We start from the raw sequence: 22,015 nt of genomic DNA on the forward strand, positions 1-22,015 counted from the left end.
GCAAGCGTAGCGCCACCGGGCTGGGTCGGTCAGGAACGTACCACCAGCGCGTCGTAGCCGCGCCAGCGGTAATTCGCCATGGAAATCAGCCAGCAGGCGATAAACAAACCCACGACGACAAACCCGGCGTTGCCCAGATTGTCGTTCACCGTGCCAATCAGATCCCACAGGCCGCCGCTGAGGTCAAATTTATCCATCAGCAGACCCAGCGCTTCCAGCCCGCCGATAAACAGCGCCACCACCACGGAGGTGCCGGTGATGGTCATGTTGTAGTAGAGCTTGCGCTGCGGCTTGTTAAACGCCCAGCCGTAGGCGCCGACCATCAGCAGGTTGTCGAGGGTATCCACCAGCGCCATGCCGCTGGCGAAGAGTGCCGGGAAGATCATGATTGACCACACCGACATCCCGCTGGACGCGCTGGCGGCAGAGATCCCCAGCACGCCGATCTCGGTGGCCGTATCAAAGCCGAGACCAAACAGGAAGCCAACCAAGTACATCTGCCAGCTTTTATTGACGAGGCGGAAGGTCTTGCCAAACAGCCAGTTCATTACCCCGCCCTGAGCAGGTAGCGTGATGTCGTCCTGCACAGGCCTGCCGTGTTTCAGCGCCTGAAAACTGCGCCAGACGCCGCGCAGGATCACCATATTCACCAGCGCCATCGCCAGCAGGAAGGTCGCGGAAACGGCGGTACCAATCAGGCTGCCGGTTTCGTGGAACCACGCCATGTTCTTCTGAAACGCCGTGGCGGTAGCGGCGATGGCAATGGAGGCCAGCACCACGATGGTGGAGTGGCCCAGCGAGAACCACGCCCCCACGCCGGACGGGCGTTTGCCCTGCTGCATCATCTTACGCGTCACGGTATCTATGGCTGCAATGTGGTCAGCGTCCACCGCATGACGCAGTCCGTAGCACCACGCCAGCAGGCTTGCCGCCATCAGCGCCGTGCTGCCGCTAAAAGTGTGCCATGCCCATCCCCAGGCCAACAGGTTTGCCATTACCAGAGCCAGCAGCAGAAGCGCGGCGCGAGGTTCATTGCGTAACAGTCGTAACATTTTTAGTCCTTTGTAAACATGACCGGGCAGCGGCGACCACCGCCTGCCCGAAGGAGATCGCTCCGTCACCTGCGGGCAGGCGCGAAGGAAAAAGAAGCGTAAAGTCAGAAAGATAATGACGCAGACGTGCGCACAGCAGACGGTTGTGTAATACCCCGCCGCTGAGACAGATTGTCGACAGCGACAGGCGCCGGGCATGAAACGTGGCGAGCTCCGCCAGCCCTTTTGCCAGCGCATCGTGAAACGCCCAGGCGCGCGCGCAGGGTTCCGCCTGCCAGCTCAGCCACTGCTGCCAGAAAAGCGCGAGGTTATCCACTTCCAGCGTCACCGGATGGTCGACACCCGCGCACTGCGATGCCAGGGCTTCCAGCCGGCAGGCCGCTTCCCCTTCGTAACGCTGCGTGTCGATGCCGAGCGCACAGGCAACCGCGTCAAACAGGCGACCACAGGAAGAAGCTCGCGGCGCGTTGATGCCACGCTGGATCGCCGTCGCCAGCAACGGCCAGTTCTGGCGCTGAACCGCATGGGTTTCCGGGTACTGCTGCCAGTCGGGTACAAACGCCAGACAGTGGGCGAGCAGATTACGCCACGGCTGCCGCGCCGCCAGATCGCCGCCCGGCAGCGCAACGGCAGGCAGACCACCCAAATGCGCATAGTCGAGATAGCTGACCCGCAGGCACTCTCCGCCCCACAGCGCGCCGTTTTCCCCCATACCGATCCCGTCCAGCGTCAGGGCGATAACGTCTCCGCCATCGCGCGGCCAGCCGTTTTCGGCCAGGCACGCCGCGGCGTGAGCGTGATGGTGGTGTACCTCTTCAAGGGGCAACGCCTGCGCCTGTGCCCACTGACGAGCGCGATATCCCGGATGGGCGTCGCACACCACGCGTTCCGGCTGGAAGGCGTAGATGTCCTGCATCACCGACAGCGCGGAACGCCACTGCGCTTCGACACCCTCGTCACCGAGATCGCCAAAATGCTGGCTCAGCACCGCCTGGCTGCCACGCACCAGGCAGAAGGTGTTTTTCTTCTCCGCGCCGGTGCACAGCATGGCGGGGATATTCTCGAACCCGGCAGGCAACGTGATGGCATCAGGCACAAAACCGCGCGCCCGGCGAAGCATCGCGCCGTCGCGATCCATCACTGAATCATCCATCCGCTGCAGGATATCGCGGTTGTGCAGCAGGAAGCCGTCTGCGATGTCGCCGAGCTCATCCAGCGCCTGCCGGTTGGTGATGGCAGGCGGCCTGCCGCTAAGGTTGCCGGAGGTCATCACCAGCGGGCACTGGCAGTCCATCATCAGAAGGTGCTGCAGCGGGTTCGCAGGAAGCATGATGCCCACGGAATCCAGACCGGGTGCGATACCTTCCGGGAACGCGGGCAGCCAGGCTTTTGGCGTGAGCACAATGGGTGCGGCGGGTGAGCGTAGCAGCGTCTGAACCGTCTCCGGCAGGTCATCCGCATGCGGGATCATCACCGCCAGCGGCTTCGCGGGCCGCTGCTTGCGTGACCGAAGCGTCGCGATCGCCTGCGGGTTACGCGCGTCACAGACGAGGTGAAAGCCCCCTAGCCCTTTGACGGCGACAATACCGCCGCTTTTCAGCATCGCCACCGCCGCGCGCAGCGCAGCCTCGCGCTCAGCGGTCATGTCGCCCGCATGCCACATAAGCGCGGGCCCGCAGTCCGGGCAGGCGACCGGCTGGGCGTGAAAACGGCGGTCGGCAGGATTGCGGTACTCGGCTTCACACGGCCCGCAGAGCGGGAACGGCGCCATTGCCGTGGCCGGGCGGTCGTAAGGCATGGCGCGGATAATGGTAAACCGCGGCCCGCAGTGGGTGCAGTTGATAAACGGATAGCGATAACGGCGTTCGCGTGGGTCGCCCATCTCAGCCAGACACGCCGGGCAGGTCGCCGCATCGGGGACAATCTGGGTGTCCATCGTCCCGGCCGCGCTGTGGCGGATGGTAAAGTCCTCCGGCACGCGCGACCAGGTAAACGGCTGCGCTTCCACGCGGTCAATGCGTGCCAGCGGCGGGCAGTCCTGATGCAGCCTCGCGGTAAAGGCCCCCCCATTACCCGCGAGGCGCACCAGCACGCCCTCTCCGTCATTGCAGACGTCACCGGTCAACTGAAGCGCCTGCGCCAGCTGCCAGACGAAGGGACGAAACCCGACGCCCTGCACTTTGCCGCGCACCCGCAGCTGAATGCCGTTGCTGCTCATACGGCTCAGAACAGCAGTGATGACGAGGTGTCGAACGCCGCGCGACGGCGCTTTTCGGCGCTCATCTGCTCAAGCTTGTCGCGATCCACGCAGACCAGCGCGTGCGTCGGGCAGGCTTCCATACAGGCCGGGCCGGCCTCACGGTGGTAGCACAGGTCACATTTGTTGGCTTCGGCTTTGTCCGCGCGCACACTCAGCCCCATACCGCTGTTGCGCACTACCGGACGGACCACCACCTCCATCGCGCCATACGGACAGGCGACCACGCAGGTTTTGCAGCCAATGCAGCGCTCCTGCATCACGTGCACAAAGCCTTTCTCGCGTTTAATCGCCCCGTTCGGGCAGACGTTCGCGCACGGTGCGTCTTCGCACTGGCGACAGATGGCGGCGGTGGAAATATTCACGCCTTTGATGACGTGGATGCGCGGCAGGAAGGTGTCAGGGGTAAGCGACGCGCAGTCCTGCTCCGCCTGATGGGAAACCACGCACGCCACTTCACAGGTACGGCAACCAATACACTTACTGGCATCGGCCATAATAAAACGGTTCATCTGCTTCTCCAGCATTACAGTTATGCGCGGAGATATTCATAAACCGTGCCAATAATTAAATTATTGATTTTATAGCATTTTAAAAATCACAGTGGTGCCGTCATCGTCACTTATGACGATGACAGCTGTCGACATCAGCGGTGCGGGCCGTCAATAACCGAGTCGCGCAGGACAAGCTCGCCGGAGAAGGTTTGCTGATATTTAAACTCACCGCCGTCGAGCATAAAGATCAGGCGGCTGATGGTCTCTTTGATCATTTCCGTTACCGGGATGCGGACGCTGGAGAGCGACGGCACAATGTAAGGCGCAATGGCCACGTCGTCGAAACCGATCACCGACACCGCGTCCGGCGTGGCCACGCCGCTGTCGTGCAGTTGCTTCATGGCACCGATGGCCATATCGTCATTGCTCGCCACCAGCGCCGTAAAGCGCTCACCCCGAGCAAGCAGTTCGGACACCGCCGCCGCGCCGCTGGCGGGGTTCCACTTCCCCTGCGCAATCAGCCCCTCGCGCAGCGGAATACCGTGCTGCGCCAGCGCGTCCTTATAGCCGGAGAGACGCTCAACCCCGGTGGGAGAATCCAGCGAGCCGGTGATAAAGGCGATCTCCCGATGCCCTTTCGCAATCAGCTGTGACACCGCGTCCTGGCTGGAGGCTTTATGATCGGACCACACGCTGTGGCTACTGTTTTTCCGCAGGCGGCGGTTGAGCACCATAATGGGCTGCTCGCACTTCTCGACGATCTCATCCATCTCTTCCACGCTCAGAAAACGCGGATAGATAATCACCGCGTCGCAGCGCATATCGAGCAGATACTGGATCGCCTCGCGCTCTTCATCGGCGCTGTGCTTGCCGTCCGCGAGGATCAGCTGCCGCCCTTTCTCCTCCGTCATGCGCGCGGCGTGAAACAGCAGCTCGCTAAAGTAGACGCCGTGATACAAGGTGTTGGTCACCACCAGGCCCAGCGTCTGGGTACGTTTGGTCGCCAGGTTGCGCGCCAGCAAATTTGGGCGATAGCCGCTCTCTTCAATGGCCTGAAACACCCGATCTTTAGTCTCCTGGCTGACATAGCCATTGCCCGACAGCACCCGGGATACCGTCGCTTTCGAAACGCCTGCCCGCTTCGCCACTTCAAGCATCGTGGTCATGTTGTTATTCCGTCTGAATCTGATGGAGCGCAGTGTACTGCACTGCAGAAAAATTGTCGCAGCGGCGACATCACGCTTTGGGTTCCGGCTGGTGATCGGCATCACGAAATAAAAAAATGGTCAAAAAGCAATCTTGTTTCATTCATAAAAACTCATGATGATTATGTGGAACCGGTTTCCTACATTTCACACAACGATAACAGGATCACATCCGATGGCCAAAAATTACGCTGCGCTGGCGAACGACGTTATCAGCGCGCTGGGCGGCAAAGAGAACATCGTCGCCGTCACCCACTGCATGACGCGACTGCGTTTCGTTCTGAAAGATGAAACCCTCACCGACGCCGCGCGCCTGAAAAGCATCAGCGGCGTGCTCGGCGTGGTGCGCAACGACAACCAGTGCCAGGTGATTATTGGCAATACCGTCTCCCAGGCGTACCGCGAGGTGGTAAGCCTGCTGCCCGCTGACCTGCAGCCCGCGGTGCCGGAAGGCCCGCAAAAGCTGACGCTGCGCCGCATTGGCGCTGGGATCCTCGACGCGCTGATCGGCACCATGTCCCCGCTGATCCCGGCGATCATCGGCGGCTCGATGGTCAAGCTGCTGGCGATGATCCTTGAGATGACCGGCGTGCTGCCCAAAGGCGCGCCGACGCTCACCATTTTGACCGTCATCGGCGACGGCGCGTTCTTCTTCCTGCCGCTGATGGTGGCGGCCTCGGCGGCGGTGAAATTCAAAACCAACATGTCGCTGGCGATAGCCATTGCGGGCGTGCTGGTGCATCCGAGCTTTATCGAGCTGATGGCGAAAGCCGCGCAGGGCGAGCACGTTGAGTTCGCGTTTATCCCGGTGACGGCGGTGAAATACACCTACACCGTCATCCCCGCGCTGGTGATGACCTGGTGCCTGTCGTACATCGAACGCTGGGTGGATCGTATCACCCCGGCGGTGACGAAAAACTTCCTCAAGCCGATGCTGATCGTGCTGATTGCCGCCCCGCTCGCCATCGTGCTGATTGGACCGCTGGGCATCTGGATCGGTAGTGCGATCTCCGCGCTGGTCTACACCATTCACGGCTATCTGGGCTGGCTCTCCGTGGCCATCATGGGCGCGCTGTGGCCGCTGCTGGTCATGACCGGCATGCACCGCGTGTTTACGCCAACCATCATTCAGACCATTGCCGAAACGGGCAAGGAAGGGATGGTGATGCCGTCGGAAATTGGCGCCAACCTGTCGCTCGGCGGTTCGTCGCTGGCGGTGGCGTGGAAAACCAAAAACCCGGAGCTGCGCCAGACGGCGCTGGCGGCGGCGGCCTCCGCCATCATGGCGGGGATCTCTGAACCGGCCCTGTACGGTGTCGCAATACGTCTGAAACGCCCGCTGATTGCAAGCCTGATCAGCGGCTTTATCTGCGGCGCGGTTGCCGGTATCGCGGGTCTTGCCAGCCACTCGATGGCGGCACCGGGGCTGTTTACCAGCGTACAGTTCTTCGACCCGGCGAACCCGATGACCATCGTCTGGGTGTTTGGCGTGATGGGTCTGGCAGTGGTGCTGTCGTTTGTTCTGACCCTGATACTGGGCTTTGAGGATATTCCGGTCGAAGACGACGCCGAAAAAGCGCGCGCCCTGCAGACCGCACCGGTACAGAACAACGCAGCAAAAGCATAAATTGAAAGCGAGGTAAGAATGTCTGTTTTTCCACAAGGATTTTTATGGGGCGGCGCGCTTGCCGCCAACCAGAGTGAAGGCGCTTACCGTGAGGGCGGCAAAGGGCTGACGACGGTCGATATGATCCCCCACGGCGCGAACCGCCTGGCGGTGAAGCTCGGTAAGGAAAAGCGTTTTTCGCTGCGTGACGACGAATTCTACCCGAGCCACGAGGCGATTGATTTTTACCATCGCTATAAAGAGGACATCGCCCTGATGGCGGAGATGGGCTTTACGGTGTTCCGCACCTCGATCGCCTGGAGCCGACTCTATCCGAACGGCGACGAGCCGCTGCCGAACAAAGAGGGCATTGCCTTTTACTGCGCGGTGTTCGAGGAGTGCAAAAAGTACAACATCGAGCCGCTGGTGACCCTCTGCCACTTCGACGTGCCGATGCACCTGGTGACGGAGTACGGCTCCTGGCGCAACCGCAAAATGGTGGATTTCTTTGCCCGCTACGCCCGCACCTGCTTCGAGGAGTTTAATGGGCTGGTGAAATACTGGCTGACCTTCAACGAAATCAACATCATGCTGCACAGCCCGTTCTCCGGCGCGGGGCTGGTGTTTGAGGAAGGCGAAAACGAAGACCAGGTGAAATACCAGGCCGCGCACCACGAACTGGTGGCGAGCGCGCTGGCGACCAAAATCGCTCACGAGGTGAACCCGGAAAACCAGGTTGGCTGCATGCTGGCGGGCGGTAACTTCTACCCCTACTCCTGCAAGCCGGAAGACGTGTGGATGGCGCTGGAGAAAGACCGCGAGAACCTGTTCTTTATCGATGTGCAGGCGCGCGGCAGCTATCCGGCCTATTCTGCACGCGTGTTCCGCGAGAAAGGCGTCGTGATTGTTAAAGATCCGGGCGATGACGAACTGCTGAAAAATACCGTCGATTTTGTCTCGTTCAGCTATTACGCCTCGCGCTGCGCCTCGGCGGATATGAACGCGAACAACACCAATGCGGCGAACATCGTTAAATCTCTGCGCAACCCGCACATTCAGGTGAGCGAATGGGGCTGGGGCATCGACCCGCTCGGCCTGCGCATCACCATGAACATGATGTACGACCGCTACCAGAAGCCGCTGTTCCTGGTAGAAAACGGCCTGGGAGCGAAAGATGTCGTTGATGAAAACGGCGAGATTAACGACGACTACCGCATCAGCTATCTGCGCGAGCATATCCGCGCGATGGGCGATGCGATTGAGGACGGCGTGCCGCTGATGGGTTACACCACCTGGGGCTGCATTGACCTTGTCTCGGCCTCAACCGGTGAGATGAGCAAGCGTTACGGGTTTGTGTACGTCGACCGCGACGACGCCGGGAACGGCACGCTGGAGCGGAAACGCAAGAAATCGTTCGGATGGTATAAGAAGGTGATTGCGAGTAACGGGGGGGATCTCGAGTAGCCTGTTGCCCTCACCCCAGCCCTCTCCCACAGGGAGAGGGAGATGGGTTTGGTAGGCCGGGTAAGGCGAAGCCGCCACCCGGCACTGCTCAGAGCTGAGAAAAACCTCCATCCCCAACCCACCCGGCTAGTCGTGAATACACCACCTCCACCGCCTCCTTCACCGGCGGCGTCATCGGGTAATAAAACCCGACAATGTCCGGCTGAATCCCCAAAAAGAGCACCTCGCCCACGTCACCTTTGATCTGATCCACCAGGTAGTTCAGCGGCATATTGTGGGTGGTCATCATAAACATCTCGGCGATGTCGTCCGGATCAATCAGGCGGATCTCGCCGGGGTTGAGTGCCATATCGGTGGCATCGACGATTAACAGCCTGTCCGGACGCAGCTCGCGGATGGCCACCACATCGTTTTCCGGCGCGCTGCCGCCGTCAATCACCACCCAGTTGCCCTGCGGGTTCGCGGCGCACATCTCCGCCAGCAGCGGACCCGCGCCGTCGTCGCCCATCATGCTGTTGCCGACACACAGTAAAACGTCAGTCACGTAATCTCCTCACCATCAGGTAGATAGCACTCTCCTGATGAATATCATGCAGCATACCGAGCAGCGTTTTGCTCCACGCCTGCTGCTCCGGGGTTTGTCTGCCGAGCGCCGCGTCAAAGGCGTTGGCGAGCATGGCAATGTGGTTCGCATCGATCACGATCTCACCGTACTTCGGCACGCCTTCCATTTTGCGCCGCGCCGTACTGCCCTCCTCCAGCGTGGCAATCCACGCCAGGTATTCCGGCCACGGGCAGCTCAGTGCGGCCTCCAGGCAGTCAATCACCCCGAGGTGATGCCCAATCGCCAGGCTGTAATAGACCACCTGCTGCGCCGCATCCGGCGTGGCATCGTTCTCATCAATAAACTTACGGCTCAGCTGGCTGAACACCACCGTTTCACTCATCGGATACGCGCCTCATCGACGATGCTGTTCAGGTTCGCCACAATCTCATTGAGGCGCGGATCGTTTTCCGCCTCCAGCCAGCGTGCGACCTGATGCTCGCCCTGGCTCAGCAGGCGCAGATAGTCGTCGGCAATCTGACGGCCGTAGCGATAGCCCGCCAGCCTGCGCGCCGTGCGATCGACCTTCACCCGCAGCGGCTGCACCATGTCCGGGTGCAGAATGGCCGCAGCCTGGTTGTCGAGCTCGCCTGGCTCGCGGGCGTGGATTTTCTGTTCCAGCAGGCCGAGCGCCATCGCAAAGCCGTACAACGTGGCGGCGGGCGTCGGCGGACAGCCCGGAATGTAGACGTCCACCGGCACGATTTTGTCGGTGCCGCCCCAGACGCAGTAGAGGTCATGGAAGATGCCGCCGCTGTTGCCGCAGGCGCCGTACGAGATGCAGATTTTCGGGTCCGGCGCGGACTGCCAGGCGCGCAGCGCGGGCGAGCGCATGGCGCGGGTGACGGCCCCGGTGAACAGCAGGATGTCCGCATGACGCGGGGACGGCACCACTTTGATGCCGAAGCGCTCGGCGTCAAACAGCGGCGACAGCGTAGCGAAGATCTCAATCTCGCAGCCGTTGCAGCCTCCGCAATCCACGCGGTAGACGTAGGCCGAGCGTTTGATTTTTTTCAGCAGCGACGCCTTCATGCTGGCGATGGATTCGTCCACCGTCATCGGCACCGGAATGCCGTTAGCGTCGCGTGGGCCAAGTAAATTTTCCATCAGCTGGCCTCTCTCATGTGGCGGGTGATATCAATGCGGTCGGACGGCAGCAGGCACTTCTGTCGCTTGCACGCCGGGCAGGTTTCAAAGCTTTCACGGTGATGCTCCGCGCGGGCGTCGCCGTTGTGCTGCAGCAGCGCGATGGCGTAGTCGATCTCTTTTTGCACGGCGAACGGGCGCTGGCAGACGCGGCAGTGGCACAGGTCAAAGCGCGACTGCTGCAGGAAATCCTCTTTCTTCCACACCGCCAGCTCGTACTCCTGCGACAGGCGAATGGCGACCGTCGGGCAGACCTCTTCGCAGCGGCCGCAGAAGATGCAGCGCCCGAGGTTAAACTGCCAGGCCAGCTCGCCGGTTTTGAGATCCGTTTCCACCGTTAAGGCGTTCGACGGACAGGCATTGACGCAGGCCGCGCAGCCGATGCACTGCTGCGGGTTGTGCTCCGGCTTGCCGCGAAAGTTTTTGTCGACCGGCATCGGCTCCAGCGGATAGCGGCTGGTCTGCGTGCCGGTTTTGATCACTTTTTTGATAAAGGTAAACATGACGAATCCTTATTTCAGCGGCGAGTTCTTACGCTCGATGCTGTAGCGCTCAAGCTCTTTGTACGGCACCACCTGGCTTTTCTTCTTGCGCACGTCCACGACGGTCATGCGGTCAGTGCAGGAGTAGCACGGGTCGAGGCTGCCGATGATCAGCGGCGCATCAGACACGGTGTTACCGCGCAGCATGTAGCGCAGGGTTGGCCAGTTGGCGTAGGTCGCCGCACGGCAGCGCCAGCGGTAGAGCTTCTGGTTGTCGCCGGTCATGCTCCAGTGAATGTCGTCCCCGCGCGGCGCTTCGGCAAAGCCGAGGGCAAAGCGGTTTGGAATGTAGGTGAAGCCCTCCACCATCAGCGGGCCGCCCGGCAGGTTGTCCAGACCAAAGTCGATCATATTCAGCGCGGTGAACACCTCGTTGATGCGCACCTTCAGGCGGGAGATGACGTCGCAGCCCTGCTCGCTGTGCACGGTCATCGGCAGCAGGCCGTAGCCGACGAACGGGTGATCGGCACGCGTGTCGCGGGCGTGCCCGCTGGCGCGCACCATCGGGCCGACGTTACTGAAGTCGCGGGCGATCTCCGGATCGAGGCGGCCAATGCCGACGGTGCGCTGCTCGATGTTGGGCGTGCTGAGCAGCATGTCCACCAGTTCCTGCACGTCGCGGCGCATCTGCTGCGCCAGCTGGCGGGTCTGGATCATGTCATCCTTCAGCAGGTCGCGGCGGATCCCGCCGATCAGGTTCAGACCGTAGGTTTTGCGCGCCCCGGTGAGGATCTCCGCCATCTTCATCGACGCTTCACGCACGCGGAAGAACTGCATAAACCCGGAGTCAAACCCGACGAAGTGGCAGGCCAGCCCGAGGTTCAGCAGGTGCGAGTGCAGGCGCTCCACCTCCAGCAGAATGGCGCGGATCATCTGCGCGCGTTCCGGCACCACGATCCCCATGCCGTTCTCCACCGAGGTGGTGTAGGCGGTGCTGTGGGCGAAGCCGCAGATGCCGCAGACGCGGTCAGAAAGAAACGTGACTTCGTTGTAGCCCATGCGGGTTTCCGCCAGCTTTTCCATGCCGCGGTGGACGTAGAACAGGCGGTAGTCGGCGTCGATAATGTTTTCGCCGTCGACGAACAGGCGGAAGTGGCCCGGCTCGTCGGAAGTGACGTGCAGCGGGCCGATCGGCACCACGTTATTTTTCTTGCTGCCCAGCTCGTTGATGAATTCGTAGGTTTCACTGTCGGTAGTCGGGGCCGGACGCTGGCGGTAGTCCATGCTGTCTTTGCGCAGCGGATAGAGTTCGTCCGGCCAGTCGTCCGGCAGCACCAGACGGCGTTCATCCGGCAGACCAACCGGCACCAGGCCATACATGTCGCGCACTTCACGCTCGCCCCAGACCGCAGCGGGCACGCGCGGCGTGACGGACGGGTATTCCGGTTTATTCGGGTCGACCTCGACGCGCACGGTGATCCAGCACTTCTCGCCCTGCTCCATCGACATCACGTAGTACACCGCGTAATTGCCGCACAGCTGGCGCTCGTCGTTACCGAACAGCACCGACAGCCAGCCGCCCTGCCGGTAGTAGAGAAACTCCACCACTTCCGGCAGATAGTTCACCTTTACGGTGACGGTGATCTGGTCTTTGGTTTGCCAGGACTCCTCCAGCACCACGCCGGGAAAAGCCTGATGCAATGCGGCGAGATACTGCTGACCTTTCTTTTCTTCAGACATAAACACTCTCTTTAATCACGCCACCAGCAAGGAGACGAACGCTAAAAATGCAAAACCAAAACCGGCCCAGGTAATGCGTGACGTTTCCACAAAACGCAGACGCGCCATGCTGTTTTCGAACAGGGCAATGACCAGCACGCCGACCAGCAGCTTGAGGGCGGCAACCACAACGGCCAGCAGCAGACCGCCCGCGGAGAAGTGCGTCATCTGCCCCCACGGGAAGAAGACGCCGACAAACATCTGCAGCACCACCAGCTGTTTAAGGCTGATGCCCCACTTCAGCACCGCAAAGCCGTAGCCGCTGTACTCGGTGAGCGGTCCTTCCTGCAGTTCCTGCTCGGCTTCGGCCAGATCGAACGGCAGCTTGCCCATCTCGATAAAGGTGGCGAATGCGCAGGCGCACAGCGCCAGCACCAGCGGAAGGGAGCGGGCAACCGGCCAGTGGTACACGGTGTGGGTGATAAAGCTGATGTGCGTGGAACCCGCAACCTGCGCGGCAACCCACAGCCCCAGCAGCAGGATCGGCTCAACCAGCACGCCGAGCATCGCCTCGCGACTGGCGCCGATGCCGGTAAACGGGCTCCCGGTGTCGAGACCCGCAATCGCAAAGAAGAAGCGGGCGATGGCAAACAGGTAGATCAGCGTAATCAGATCCCCGAGCGCCGGCAGCGGCGAAGCCACCGTCACCACCGGCAGCGCGGTGGCGATGGTGAGCATCACGCCCACCATCACGAACGGCGTCAGGCGGAAGACCCAGCCTGCGGCATCCGGCGCCACGCTCTGGCGAGAAAGCAGCTTGAAGAGATCGCGATACTCCTGGAGCACGCCAGGCCCGCGACGGTTGTGCATCCGGGCGCGCACCACGCGCGTGATGCCCGACAGCAGCGGCGCGGCGGCAAACAGCACCAGCGCCTGAAGAATTGCCAGTAACAGACTCATGTCAGGCTCCTCGTGAAATCACAACGATCACCAGCACCGCCAGCTCGATAACCGCCAGACGGCGGAACAGCGCGGGTGCGGCAGCGCTCTGCCAGCCGGGTACCCAGCGCACCGGGTTCAGCCAGTGGCGCAGCTTCAGCACGGCGTCAAAGTTCTCTTTCACCGGCATAGCGAAACCGTGGGCGGTGATGACCATCGACTGTTCGTGTTCGTAGCCGCAGGCCCATGCTGCACCGCGCGAGCGGGAGGTGAGCCGGTCGCGTTTGAAGAACAGCATCAGCACCAGCGGCAGCAGCGGTGCGCCTATCAGCAGCAGCGCGATCATGGGCTGGGAAACGGTGGTGTTCGCCGCGGTCAGCGGCAGCGGAATGGCATTGCCCAGCAGCGGCAGCAGCCACGGTGCGGCGACGCCGCCCGCGATGCAGCACAGCGCCAGCGCGACCACGCTTACGCCCATCAGTAGCGGTGCGCAGCAGGCGTTCTCAGCCTCACGCGTACGCGGTGCGCCGAGGAAGGTCACGCCATAAACTTTCGCCATGCACATCACCGCCAGCGCCCCGGTAATCGCCAGCCCGACCGCCAGCAGCGGCCCCAGCAGACGGGCGATAAACGCCTCGCTCTGACCGAGGGCGAAGAAGGACTGATAGATCACCCACTCCCCGGCAAAGCCGTTCAGCGGCGGCAGCGCGGCCATCGCCATCAGCCCGACCAGCATCGCCAGTGAAATCACTGGCATCTTTTTGCCAATCCCACCGAGCTTTTCGATATCCCGATGGCCGGTGCGGAACCAGACGCTGCCCGCTCCAAGGAACAGGGTGCTTTTAAACAGGCTGTGGTTGATCAGGTGATAAAGACCACCGATAAAACCGGCCGCAATCAGCGCCGGTTGATTCAGCGCCAGCCCGGTCACGCCCGCGCCAATGCCGAGCAGAATGATGCCGATATTCTCCAGCGTGTGGTACGCCAGAAGACGCTGGATATTGTGCTCCATCAGCGCGTACAGGCCGCCGACGAAGGCGGTGATCATGCCCGCAATCAGCAGCACCACGCCCCACCACAGCGGCGGTTGTCCGCCGGTCAGCGTAATCGCCAGGATCCCAAACAGACCAACCTTCATCACCACCACCGAAAACAGCGCGGCGGCGGGCGCGGAGGCATTCGCATGCGCCTGCGGCACCCAGCCGTGCAGCGGGATGATTCCGGCAAGCAGGCCAAAGCCGATCACGCCCAGCAGCCAGACGTCATTCCCTAGCGGATGCCCGTTAAGCGCAGCAAAGTCCAGCGTGCCGAAGCGCTGCCACACCAGCCAGCAGGCCAGCGCCAGCAGCAGCGTCCCGAGGCGTCCCAGCGCAAACCATAATTTCCCAGAGGCGCTACAGCCCGTCAGGAACACGCCGCAGAGCGCCATGATCTCCGCCATCACCACCAGCGCGCCGAGGTTGTTGGCGGTAACGGTACAGACCGCCGTCGCCATCAGCAGGTTCACCAGCAGGCCGTTGGCTTTAGCGTGCGGGTGGCGATGCCACTCGATATTGAACAGGCTGATAAACAGCCCGCACAGGCCAAACGTCACCAGCCAGAGGGCGTTCAGCGGCGTAATCTCAACGGTGTGGCGAACCAGCGGTATGAGGGTGTCAACGGATTGTCCGCCGAGCAAAACAACGCCGCCTGCCGCCAGCGTCAACAGGCTACCTGCCGCCCCGCCGATCCCGGCAACTCCGCCGCTCAGGGTTTTATGGAAGGAGAAGATCGGCGCCAGAATAGCTGCGGCAATAAAACAGGCTACCGCGCCGGTAATCATTATGGCCGCGTTCATTTCGCCCCCTCGTTAAGCGCCTGTAGCAGAGAAAGGTCGCCAAAATCACTGTTGATGGTCAGCTCGCGCTTGCGCTTGCTGGTACGGGCGATGTCGCGAATGTTAACCAGAATCAGCGCTTTCGTCGGACAGGTCCGTACGCAGGCCGGGCCCTGTTCATCGAAGCTGCACAGGTCGCACTTCACCGCCACGGCACGGATGCCGGGCACCCAGTCCAGCAGCGTGCTGACGCGTGCAGGCGCTGGCGGCGCGGGCGGGGCTTTAGGCGAGTTGGCATTGGCCGGAATATGCAGCGGGCGGCTGCCGGAAAATTCAATCGCGCCGAACGGGCAGGCAATGCCGCACAGCTTGCAGCTTACGCACAGGCTTTCGTTCAACTGGACTGCGCCATCCACGCGGGTGATGGCATTTACAGGACAGACACCCGCGCACGGGGCATCTTCACAGTGATGGCAGAGCTGCGGGGCAGACTCTTTTTCATTACGCATGACGTGCAGGCGCGGCATGGACTGCAGCCCATGCAGGCGATGCGTTTCCGAACACGCCGCCTCACAGGTTCGACAGCCAATGCAGACCGTCGAGTCAGCAATTACAAAACGGTTCACCGGGTTATCCTCTGGTGATAGTCATTTTTGTCGAAAAGCTGTCTTGTCGACACTTCTCGACACGCATGGGTCAGGCCACGTTCGCTGAGGCATTTCCGTCCATCAGCTGCTTCAGGTTGACAGGAAGATCGTGCTCAACGGCGGCGTACAGGCCGTTATAAACCGGCGCGATTTTTTCCAGATAGTGCTCCAGCACCTGCTGGCGATCGCGGTTGCTGACGTGGCCGTCCACCATGCCGTCGGCCATCAGCTGCGCCTTCGCAATACACTGTTTTTCGCCGTCTTTTGTCTCGAGGTAGTACTCAATGGTGTGGCTGTTGAAGTTATCCGCCAGGGTCACGTTGATGGTGAAATGGCCGAAGAGGACAAAGCGCATATCCCCCTGCGCCGCGCAGCTCATCGCGTGGTGAAGACGCGCCTTCGACAATGTAATGCCCTGAACCAGCGAGTTGCAGTAAAGGTGCCACTGGTCCTGTAACTGTTGATGACGCTGCGCGATGTAATCTGCTTTTTCGCTGATTTCCCAAATAGTCATAGAAGGTATCCGTTTAATGGAGATAGCGGCTGTTAAGCAGATTCCATGCCAGTTTTTATTTTGCTGATTTTAAAGGGATTAAACTGAAAAACCGCTGTCATCACCGCGGTGTCGACGTGTCATTTCGACAGCGTTGACATCGTCACGCCTTAACAAAAATCAAGCTGGCACTGTTATTGCATTACCGGGGCAATTCATTGAGGAGGCGTCATGCACGAAATCACCCTCTGCCAGCGGGCTCTGGAACTTATCGAACAGCAGGCAGTGCAAAACCACGCGAAGCGCGTCACCGGCGTCTGGCTGAAGGTCGGAGCGTTTTCCTGCGTCGAGACCAGCGCCCTGACCTTCTGTTTTGAGCTGGTCTGCCGCGGCACGCTGGCGGAAGGCTGCGAACTGCATATTGAAGAACAGCAGGCGGAGTGCTGGTGCGAGCAGTGTCAGCAGTACGTCACCCTGCTTTCATCGAAGGTACAGCGCTGTCCACAGTGTCAGAGCGGCGGTCTGCGCATCGTGGCGGATGACGGCATGCAGATCCAACGCCTCGAAATCGAGAAGGAGTAAAGTATGTGTAGTACCTGCGGTTGCGCCGAAGGCAACCTGTATATAGAAGGGGATGAACACCGCCCCCACTCCGCGTTTCGCTCCGCGCCCTTTTCACCCGCCCCACGCCCTGCGGCAGCCCTGACCGGCATTACCTTTGCGCCGCAACGCTCCGATGCGGGCGACCTGCATTACGGCCACGGCGAAGCAGGCACCCACGCGCCGGGCATGAGCCAGCGCCAGATGCTGGAGGTGGAAATCAACGTGCTGGACAAAAATAACCAGCTCGCCGCCCGCAACCGCGCCCGCTTTGCCACCCGTAAACAGCTGGTGCTGAACCTGGTCTCCAGCCCCGGTTCCGGTAAAACCACGCTGCTGACCGAAACGCTCAAGCGCCTGAACGGGCGTGTCTCCTGTGCAGTGATCGAAGGCGACCAGCAAACCGTTAACGACGCGGCGCGCATTCGCGAAACCGGCACCCCGGCGATTCAGGTCAACACCGGCAAAGGCTGCCACCTGGATGCGCAGATGATTGCCGACGCCGCCCCGCGCCTGCCGCTGGCGGATAACGGCATCCTGTTTATTGAAAACGTTGGCAACCTCGTCTGCCCGGCGAGCTTCGACCTCGGCGAACGACACAAGGTGGCGGTGCTTTCAGTGACCGAAGGCGAAGATAAGCCGCTGAAGTACCCGCACATGTTTGCCGCCGCGTCCGTCATGCTGCTGAACAAAGTCGACCTGCTGCCGTACCTGAATTTCGACGTGGATAAGTGCCTGGCGTATGCCCGCGAGGTGAACCCGGAGATTGAGATCCTGCTGGTCTCCGCCACGCGCGGCGACGGCATGGACGGCTGGCTACACTGGCTGGAGAGCGAACGATGTGCATAGGCGTACCGGGACAAATTCACGCCATCGACGGTAATCAGGCCAAAGTCGAGGTTTGCGGCATCCTGCGCGACGTCGACCTGACGCTGGTGGGCAGCAGCGATGAAACGGGCACCTCGCGTCTCGGACAGTGGGTGCTGGTTCACGTGGGGTTCGCCATGAGCGTGATTAACGAAGCGGAAGCCCGCGACACGCTCGACGCCCTGCAAAATATGTTCGACGTGGAGCCTGACGTGGGCGCGCTGCTGTACGGCGAGGAGCGGTAATCATGCGTTACGTTGATGAATACCGCGCGCCGGAGCAGGTGCTGCAGCTTATCGGCCACCTGAAAACGCGCGCAGCGCTGCTGGACTACACGAAAGAAAGGCCGCTGCGGATCATGGAGGTGTGCGGCGGGCACACGCACGCCATCTTCAAATTTGGCCTCGACCAGCTGCTGCCGGAGAACATTGAGTTTATCCACGGCCCCGGCTGCCCGGTCTGCGTGCTGCCGATGGGGCGCATCGACAGCTGTATTGAAATTGCCAGCCAGCCCGACGTCATTTTCTGCACCTTTGGCGACGCGATGCGCGTGCCGGGGAAAAATGGTTCGCTGCTGCAGGCGAAAGCGCGCGGCGCAGACATACGGATCGTCTATTCGCCGATGGATGCCCTGACGCTGGCAGCGGATAACCCCGGGCGCAAGGTGGTGTTTTTTGGCCTGGGGTTTGAAACCACCATGCCCGCCACCGCCATCACGCTGCAGCAGGCGAAAGCGCGCGGCGTCGATAACTTTTTCTTCTTCTGCCAGCACATTACGCTCATCCCCACCCTGCGCAGCCTGCTGGAAGAGCCAGGCAACGGCATTGACGCCTTTCTGGCACCGGGCCACGTCAGCATGGTGATTGGCACAGACGCCTACGGTTTTATCGCTGAACAGTACAATCGTCCGTTAGTGGTGGCTGGTTTCGAACCACTTGATCTACTGCAAGGTGTCACCATGCTGGTTGAGCAGAAAATAGCGGCCCTGAGTACCGTGGAAAATCAGTACCGCCGCGTGGTGCCGGATGCGGGAAATGAACGAGCGCAGCAGGCGATAGCCGACGTGTTTAGCGTTGAGGGCGACAGCGAATGGCGCGGCCTGGGGCTAATTGCTGAATCCGGCGTGCGCTTGACGCCAGCCTATCGCGCGTTCGACGCCGAAGCGCATTTCCGCCCGCAGCCGCAGCAGGTTTGCGACGATCCCCGGGCACGCTGTGGCGAGGTGCTCACCGGCAAATGCAAACCGCATCAGTGTCCGTTATTTGGCAATACCTGTAACCCGCAAACGGCGTTTGGCGCGCTGATGGTCTCCTCCGAAGGGGCGTGTGCCGCATGGTATCAGTATCGCAACCAGGAGAGTGAAGCATGAATACGGTTGAAATGGCGCACGGCAGCGGCGGACAGGCGATGCAGCAGCTGATTAACCGGCTGTTTATGGAGGCCTTTAACAACCCCTGGCTCGCCGAACAGGAAGACCAGGCGCGCATTGATCTCGCCACCCTCACCGCCCAGGGCGACAGGCTGGCCTTCTCCACCGACAGCTACGTCATTGATCCACTGTTCTTCCCGGGCGGCGATATCGGCAAGCTCGCCGTCTGCGGCACGGCGAACGACGTCGCCGTCAGCGGCGCCATCCCGCGCTACCTCTCCTGCGGATTTATCCTTGAAGAGGGATTACCGATGGAGACGCTCACGGCCGTAGTCAACAGCATGGCGCAGACCGCGCGCGAGGCGGGGATAGCTATCGTCACCGGCGACACAAAAGTGGTGCAGCGCGGCGCGGCCGACAAGCTGTTTATCAACACCGCCGGCATGGGCGCGATCCCCGCCGATATTCACTGGGGCGCACAGCGCCTCAGCGTGGGCGACGTGCTGATCGTGACCGGCACGCTGGGCTGCCACGGGGCGACCATCCTGAACCTGCGCGAAGGCCTGGGGCTGGACGGCGAACTGCGCAGCGACTGCGCGGTACTCACCCCACTGATTCAGACGCTGCGCGGTATTCCCGGCGTGAAGGCCCTGCGGGATGCCACGCGAGGCGGTGTCAACGCCGTGGTCCATGAGTTTGCGGCAAGCTGCGGATGCGGGATTGAACTCACCGAGCGCAGCCTGCCCGTTAAGCCCGCCGTTCGTGGGCTTTGCGAACTGCTGGGGCTGGACCCGCTCAACTTTGCAAATGAAGGCAAGCTGGTGATTGGCGTTGAACGGGCCGCAGCACAAGCCGTTCTTGAACAGCTGCAGGCTCATCCGTCAGGAAAAGAGGCGGCAATGATTGGTGAAGTGGTTGAGCGCAAAGGGGTGCGCCTGACCGGACTTTATGGCGTGAAGCGCACGCTGGATCTGCCGCACGCTGAACCCTTACCCCGTATTTGCTAGGCCGCGCCACAAGCGGCCAGCATGGATTTTTTGCTCGTTTCTACTGGAAAGCACTATGCCGTATACACCGATGAGCGATCTTGGACAGCAGGGCCTGTTTGACATTACGCGCACACTTTTACAGCAGCCCGATCTCGGTGCGCTGAGCGATGCCCTGACGCGGCTGGTCAGGCAGTCGGCGCTGGCCGACAGCGCCGCGATTGTACTGTGGCATAGCGGAACGCACCGCGCGAGCTACTACTCAACGCGTGACAATGGCAAAACGTTTGAATACGAAGACGAAACGTATCTCGCGCATGGCCCGGTGCGCCGCATTCTCTCCCGACCTGAAGTGCTGCACTGTAACTTTAAGGAGTTCCGGCAGGCGTGGCCGCGGCTCGCGGAGAGTAACCTCTATCAGCCGTTCGGGCATTACTGCATGCTGCCGCTGGCAGCAGAGGGTCAGATTTTTGGCGGCTGCGAGTTTATCCGCACGACCGACCAGCCCTGGAGCGAGGCGGAATACGAACGCCTGCACACCTTTACCCAGATTGTGGCCGTCGTTGCGGAGCAGATCCAAAGCCGCGTGACCAATAATGTGGATTACGACCTGCTGAGCCGCGAACGCGACAACTTCCGCATTCTGGTCGCCATCACCAACGCCGTACTGTCACGGCTCGATATGGACGAACTGGTCAGCGAAGTGTCGAAAGAGATCCATCACTATTTCAAAATCGATGCCATCAGCATCGCGCTTCGCGGCCATCGCAAGGGCAAGCTGAACATCTACTCTACGCATTATCTGGATGAAGCCAACCCGGCACACGAGCAGAGTGAAGTGGATGAAGCGGGGACCCTTTCGGAGCGGGTCTTCAAAAGCAAAGAGATCCTCCTGATCAACCTCAACGAACAGGATCCGGTGGCACCGTACGAGCGGATGCTGTTTAACACCTGGGGTAACAAAATTCAGACCCTGTGCCTGTTGCCGCTGATGTCCGGCAACACCATGCTGGGCGTGCTTAAGCTGGCGCAGTGCGAGGAAGGCGTCTTCACCACCGCCAACCTGAAGCTGCTGCGTCAGATCGCCGAGCGTATTTCCATCGCCCTGGATAACGCCCTCGCCTATCAGGAAATTCATCGTCTGAAGGAGCGGCTGGTGGATGAGAACCTGGCCCTGACCGAACAGCTCAACAACGTGGACAGCGAGTTTGGTGAAATCATCGGACGTAGCGACGCCATGTACAACGTGCTCAAGCAGGTTGAGATGGTGGCGCAAAGCGACAGCACGGTACTGATACTGGGCGAAACCGGTACGGGTAAAGAGCTGATTGCCCGCGCCATCCACAACCTGAGCAACCGCAACAGCCGTCGGATGGTGAAGATGAACTGCGCCGCGATGCCCGCAGGGCTTCTGGAAAGCGACCTGTTCGGCCACGAACGAGGTGCCTTTACCGGGGCAAGCAGCCAGCGGCTGGGCCGGTTTGAGCTGGCGGACAAAAGCTCGCTGTTCCTCGACGAAGTGGGCGATATGCCGCTGGAGCTACAGCCGAAACTGCTGCGCGTCCTGCAGGAGCAGGAGTTTGAACGTCTTGGCAGCAACAAGCTTATCCAGACTGACGTGCGGCTGATTGCCGCCACTAACCGCGACCTGAAAAAGATGGTCGCCGACCGCGAGTTTCGCAGCGATCTCTACTATCGCCTGAACGTCTTCCCGATCTTCCTGCCGCCGCTGCGAGAGCGCCCGGAAGATATTCCCCTGCTGGTCAAAGCGTTTACCGCCAAGATCGCGCGTCGGATGGGGCGAAATATCGACAGCATTCCTGCCGAGACGTTACGTACCCTTTCATCGATGGAGTGGCCCGGCAACGTGCGCGAGCTGGAAAACGTCATTGAACGTGCGGTGCTGCTGACGCGCGGAAATGTCCTGCAGCTCTCCCTGCCTGAAGTGACGCTGCCTGACGTGAGCGTGCCCGCCGCCGAGACAGCGAAAGAGGGAGAAGATGAATATCAGCTCATTATGCGCGTACTCAAAGAGACCAACGGCGTGGTCGCCGGGCCAAAAGGTGCCGCCCAGCGTTTAGGGTTAAAACGCACTACCCTGCTGTCGCGCATGAAACGCCTCGGGATCGATAAAGAGAGCCTGGTTTAAGGCCCCAATCCGGCGGTGTTGCTCTGACACCGCCTTGCGTTACCCTGCGCAATTGTCCCTCATTGACACAAAATCGTTTCCTCTGTATAAAATTCCGCCTTAATAATGAGTTTCATTTGC

The 22,015-nt window shown here is 60.9% G+C and carries 21 protein-coding genes; 8 read left to right on the forward strand and 13 right to left on the reverse strand.

From position 1 onward, the window contains the following. Window positions 1-29 precede the first annotated feature (29 nt). From ACMWJS_RS08385 to ACMWJS_RS08400, 4 genes are all read right to left on the reverse strand, one after another. Window positions 30-1,052, reverse strand: coding sequence for a HoxN/HupN/NixA family nickel/cobalt transporter (locus tag ACMWJS_RS08385; RefSeq protein ID WP_414746939.1), 1,023 nt, complete (start codon window positions 1,050-1,052; stop codon window positions 30-32). Then, entirely contained in the window at window positions 1,030-3,270 is a 2,241-nt protein-coding gene (hypF, locus tag ACMWJS_RS08390) for a carbamoyltransferase HypF (RefSeq protein ID WP_414746940.1), read from the reverse strand. Before hypF ends, ACMWJS_RS08385 begins: the two co-directional genes overlap by 23 nt. A 5-nt stretch (window positions 3,271-3,275) precedes the next feature. Next, window positions 3,276-3,821 carry an electron transport protein HydN gene (hydN, locus tag ACMWJS_RS08395; protein WP_032643033.1) on the reverse strand — a complete coding sequence of 182 codons (546 nt, stop codon included), beginning with the start codon at window positions 3,819-3,821 and terminating at the stop codon, window positions 3,276-3,278. A gap of 134 nt (window positions 3,822-3,955) precedes the next feature. Next, a complete protein-coding gene (locus tag ACMWJS_RS08400) occupies window positions 3,956-4,969 on the reverse strand; it encodes a LacI family DNA-binding transcriptional regulator (RefSeq protein WP_262790554.1) in 1,014 nt (337 codons plus the stop codon). 214 nt (window positions 4,970-5,183) lie between these two features. On the opposite strand from ACMWJS_RS08400, the gene ascF reads away from it, so the two are divergent. Together ascF and ACMWJS_RS08410 are read left to right on the forward strand one after the other, a co-directional pair. Further along, entirely contained in the window at window positions 5,184-6,635 is a 1,452-nt protein-coding gene (gene ascF / locus ACMWJS_RS08405) for a PTS cellobiose/arbutin/salicin transporter subunit IIBC (protein WP_024907719.1), read from the forward strand. An 18-nt stretch (window positions 6,636-6,653) separates the two neighbouring features. Continuing rightward, window positions 6,654-8,078 carry a 6-phospho-beta-glucosidase gene (locus ACMWJS_RS08410; RefSeq protein ID WP_414746941.1) on the forward strand — a complete coding sequence of 475 codons (1,425 nt, stop codon included), beginning with the start codon at window positions 6,654-6,656 and terminating at the stop codon, window positions 8,076-8,078. 88 nt (window positions 8,079-8,166) lie between these two features. Here the strand turns inward: ACMWJS_RS08410 and hycI are convergent, their stop codons facing one another. From hycI to hycA, 9 genes are all read right to left on the reverse strand, one after another. Next, window positions 8,167-8,622 (reverse strand): hydrogenase maturation peptidase HycI, encoded by a 456-nt coding sequence (gene hycI, locus ACMWJS_RS08415; protein WP_334755586.1) that lies wholly within the window; start codon window positions 8,620-8,622, stop codon window positions 8,167-8,169. Beyond that, entirely contained in the window at window positions 8,615-9,025 is a 411-nt protein-coding gene (locus ACMWJS_RS08420; protein ID WP_023294422.1) for a formate hydrogenlyase maturation HycH family protein, read from the reverse strand. Before ACMWJS_RS08420 ends, hycI begins: the two co-directional genes overlap by 8 nt. Further along, the gene (locus ACMWJS_RS08425; protein WP_148769289.1) at window positions 9,022-9,789 is read right to left on the reverse strand and encodes an NADH-quinone oxidoreductase subunit B family protein; all 768 of its coding nucleotides are present in this window, start codon (window positions 9,787-9,789) and stop codon (window positions 9,022-9,024) included. Before ACMWJS_RS08425 ends, ACMWJS_RS08420 begins: the two co-directional genes overlap by 4 nt. Further along, window positions 9,789-10,331: a formate hydrogenlyase complex iron-sulfur subunit gene (locus tag ACMWJS_RS08430; RefSeq protein ID WP_008499573.1), complete on the reverse strand. Its 543-nt coding sequence runs from the start codon at window positions 10,329-10,331 to the stop codon at window positions 9,789-9,791. Before ACMWJS_RS08430 ends, ACMWJS_RS08425 begins: the two co-directional genes overlap by 1 nt. A 9-nt stretch (window positions 10,332-10,340) precedes the next feature. Next, window positions 10,341-12,050 (reverse strand): formate hydrogenlyase subunit HycE, encoded by a 1,710-nt coding sequence (gene hycE, locus ACMWJS_RS08435; protein WP_045908505.1) that lies wholly within the window; start codon window positions 12,048-12,050, stop codon window positions 10,341-10,343. Window positions 12,051-12,065: 15 nt separating this feature from the next. Continuing rightward, window positions 12,066-12,989, reverse strand: coding sequence for a respiratory chain complex I subunit 1 family protein (locus ACMWJS_RS08440; protein WP_111967750.1), 924 nt, complete (start codon window positions 12,987-12,989; stop codon window positions 12,066-12,068). A 1-nt stretch (window position 12,990) separates the two neighbouring features. Next, window positions 12,991-14,805: a formate hydrogenlyase subunit 3 gene (gene hycC / locus ACMWJS_RS08445; RefSeq protein ID WP_334755587.1), complete on the reverse strand. Its 1,815-nt coding sequence runs from the start codon at window positions 14,803-14,805 to the stop codon at window positions 12,991-12,993. Next, on the reverse strand, window positions 14,802-15,410 hold the full coding sequence (locus ACMWJS_RS08450; RefSeq protein WP_023308971.1) for a 4Fe-4S dicluster domain-containing protein: 609 nt from the start codon (window positions 15,408-15,410) through the stop codon (window positions 14,802-14,804). The genes hycC and ACMWJS_RS08450 overlap by 4 nt, the downstream gene beginning before the upstream one ends. Before the next feature lie 70 nt (window positions 15,411-15,480). Beyond that, window positions 15,481-15,945: a formate hydrogenlyase regulator HycA gene (gene hycA / locus ACMWJS_RS08455; protein WP_032653166.1), complete on the reverse strand. Its 465-nt coding sequence runs from the start codon at window positions 15,943-15,945 to the stop codon at window positions 15,481-15,483. 210 nt (window positions 15,946-16,155) lie between these two features. On the opposite strand from hycA, the gene hypA reads away from it, so the two are divergent. From hypA to flhA, 6 genes are read left to right on the forward strand one after another with little or no spacing between them, the layout of a single operon-like run. After that, window positions 16,156-16,506: a hydrogenase maturation nickel metallochaperone HypA gene (gene hypA / locus ACMWJS_RS08460; RefSeq protein WP_039265546.1), complete on the forward strand. Its 351-nt coding sequence runs from the start codon at window positions 16,156-16,158 to the stop codon at window positions 16,504-16,506. A 3-nt stretch (window positions 16,507-16,509) separates the two neighbouring features. Continuing rightward, window positions 16,510-17,373, forward strand: coding sequence for a hydrogenase nickel incorporation protein HypB (gene hypB, locus ACMWJS_RS08465; protein ID WP_126325643.1), 864 nt, complete (start codon window positions 16,510-16,512; stop codon window positions 17,371-17,373). Continuing rightward, window positions 17,364-17,636 (forward strand): HypC/HybG/HupF family hydrogenase formation chaperone, encoded by a 273-nt coding sequence (locus tag ACMWJS_RS08470; RefSeq protein WP_167213731.1) that lies wholly within the window; start codon window positions 17,364-17,366, stop codon window positions 17,634-17,636. The genes hypB and ACMWJS_RS08470 overlap by 10 nt, the downstream gene beginning before the upstream one ends. A gap of 2 nt (window positions 17,637-17,638) precedes the next feature. Then, complete coding sequence (gene hypD, locus ACMWJS_RS08475) at window positions 17,639-18,760, forward strand: hydrogenase formation protein HypD (protein WP_334755589.1); 1,122 nt, start codon at window positions 17,639-17,641, stop codon at window positions 18,758-18,760. Next, a complete protein-coding gene (gene hypE / locus ACMWJS_RS08480) occupies window positions 18,757-19,767 on the forward strand; it encodes a hydrogenase expression/formation protein HypE (protein ID WP_277717998.1) in 1,011 nt (336 codons plus the stop codon). The genes hypD and hypE overlap by 4 nt, the downstream gene beginning before the upstream one ends. 55 nt (window positions 19,768-19,822) lie before the next feature. Then, window positions 19,823-21,895 carry a formate hydrogenlyase transcriptional activator FlhA gene (gene flhA / locus ACMWJS_RS08485; protein ID WP_196365348.1) on the forward strand — a complete coding sequence of 691 codons (2,073 nt, stop codon included), beginning with the start codon at window positions 19,823-19,825 and terminating at the stop codon, window positions 21,893-21,895. The last annotated feature ends 120 nt before the right edge of the window (window positions 21,896-22,015 follow it).

This window comes from Enterobacter sp. HK-058-C-ECC, assembly GCF_047531125.1.
In the GTDB taxonomy this organism is placed as follows: domain Bacteria; phylum Pseudomonadota; class Gammaproteobacteria; order Enterobacterales; family Enterobacteriaceae; genus Enterobacter; species Enterobacter quasiroggenkampii.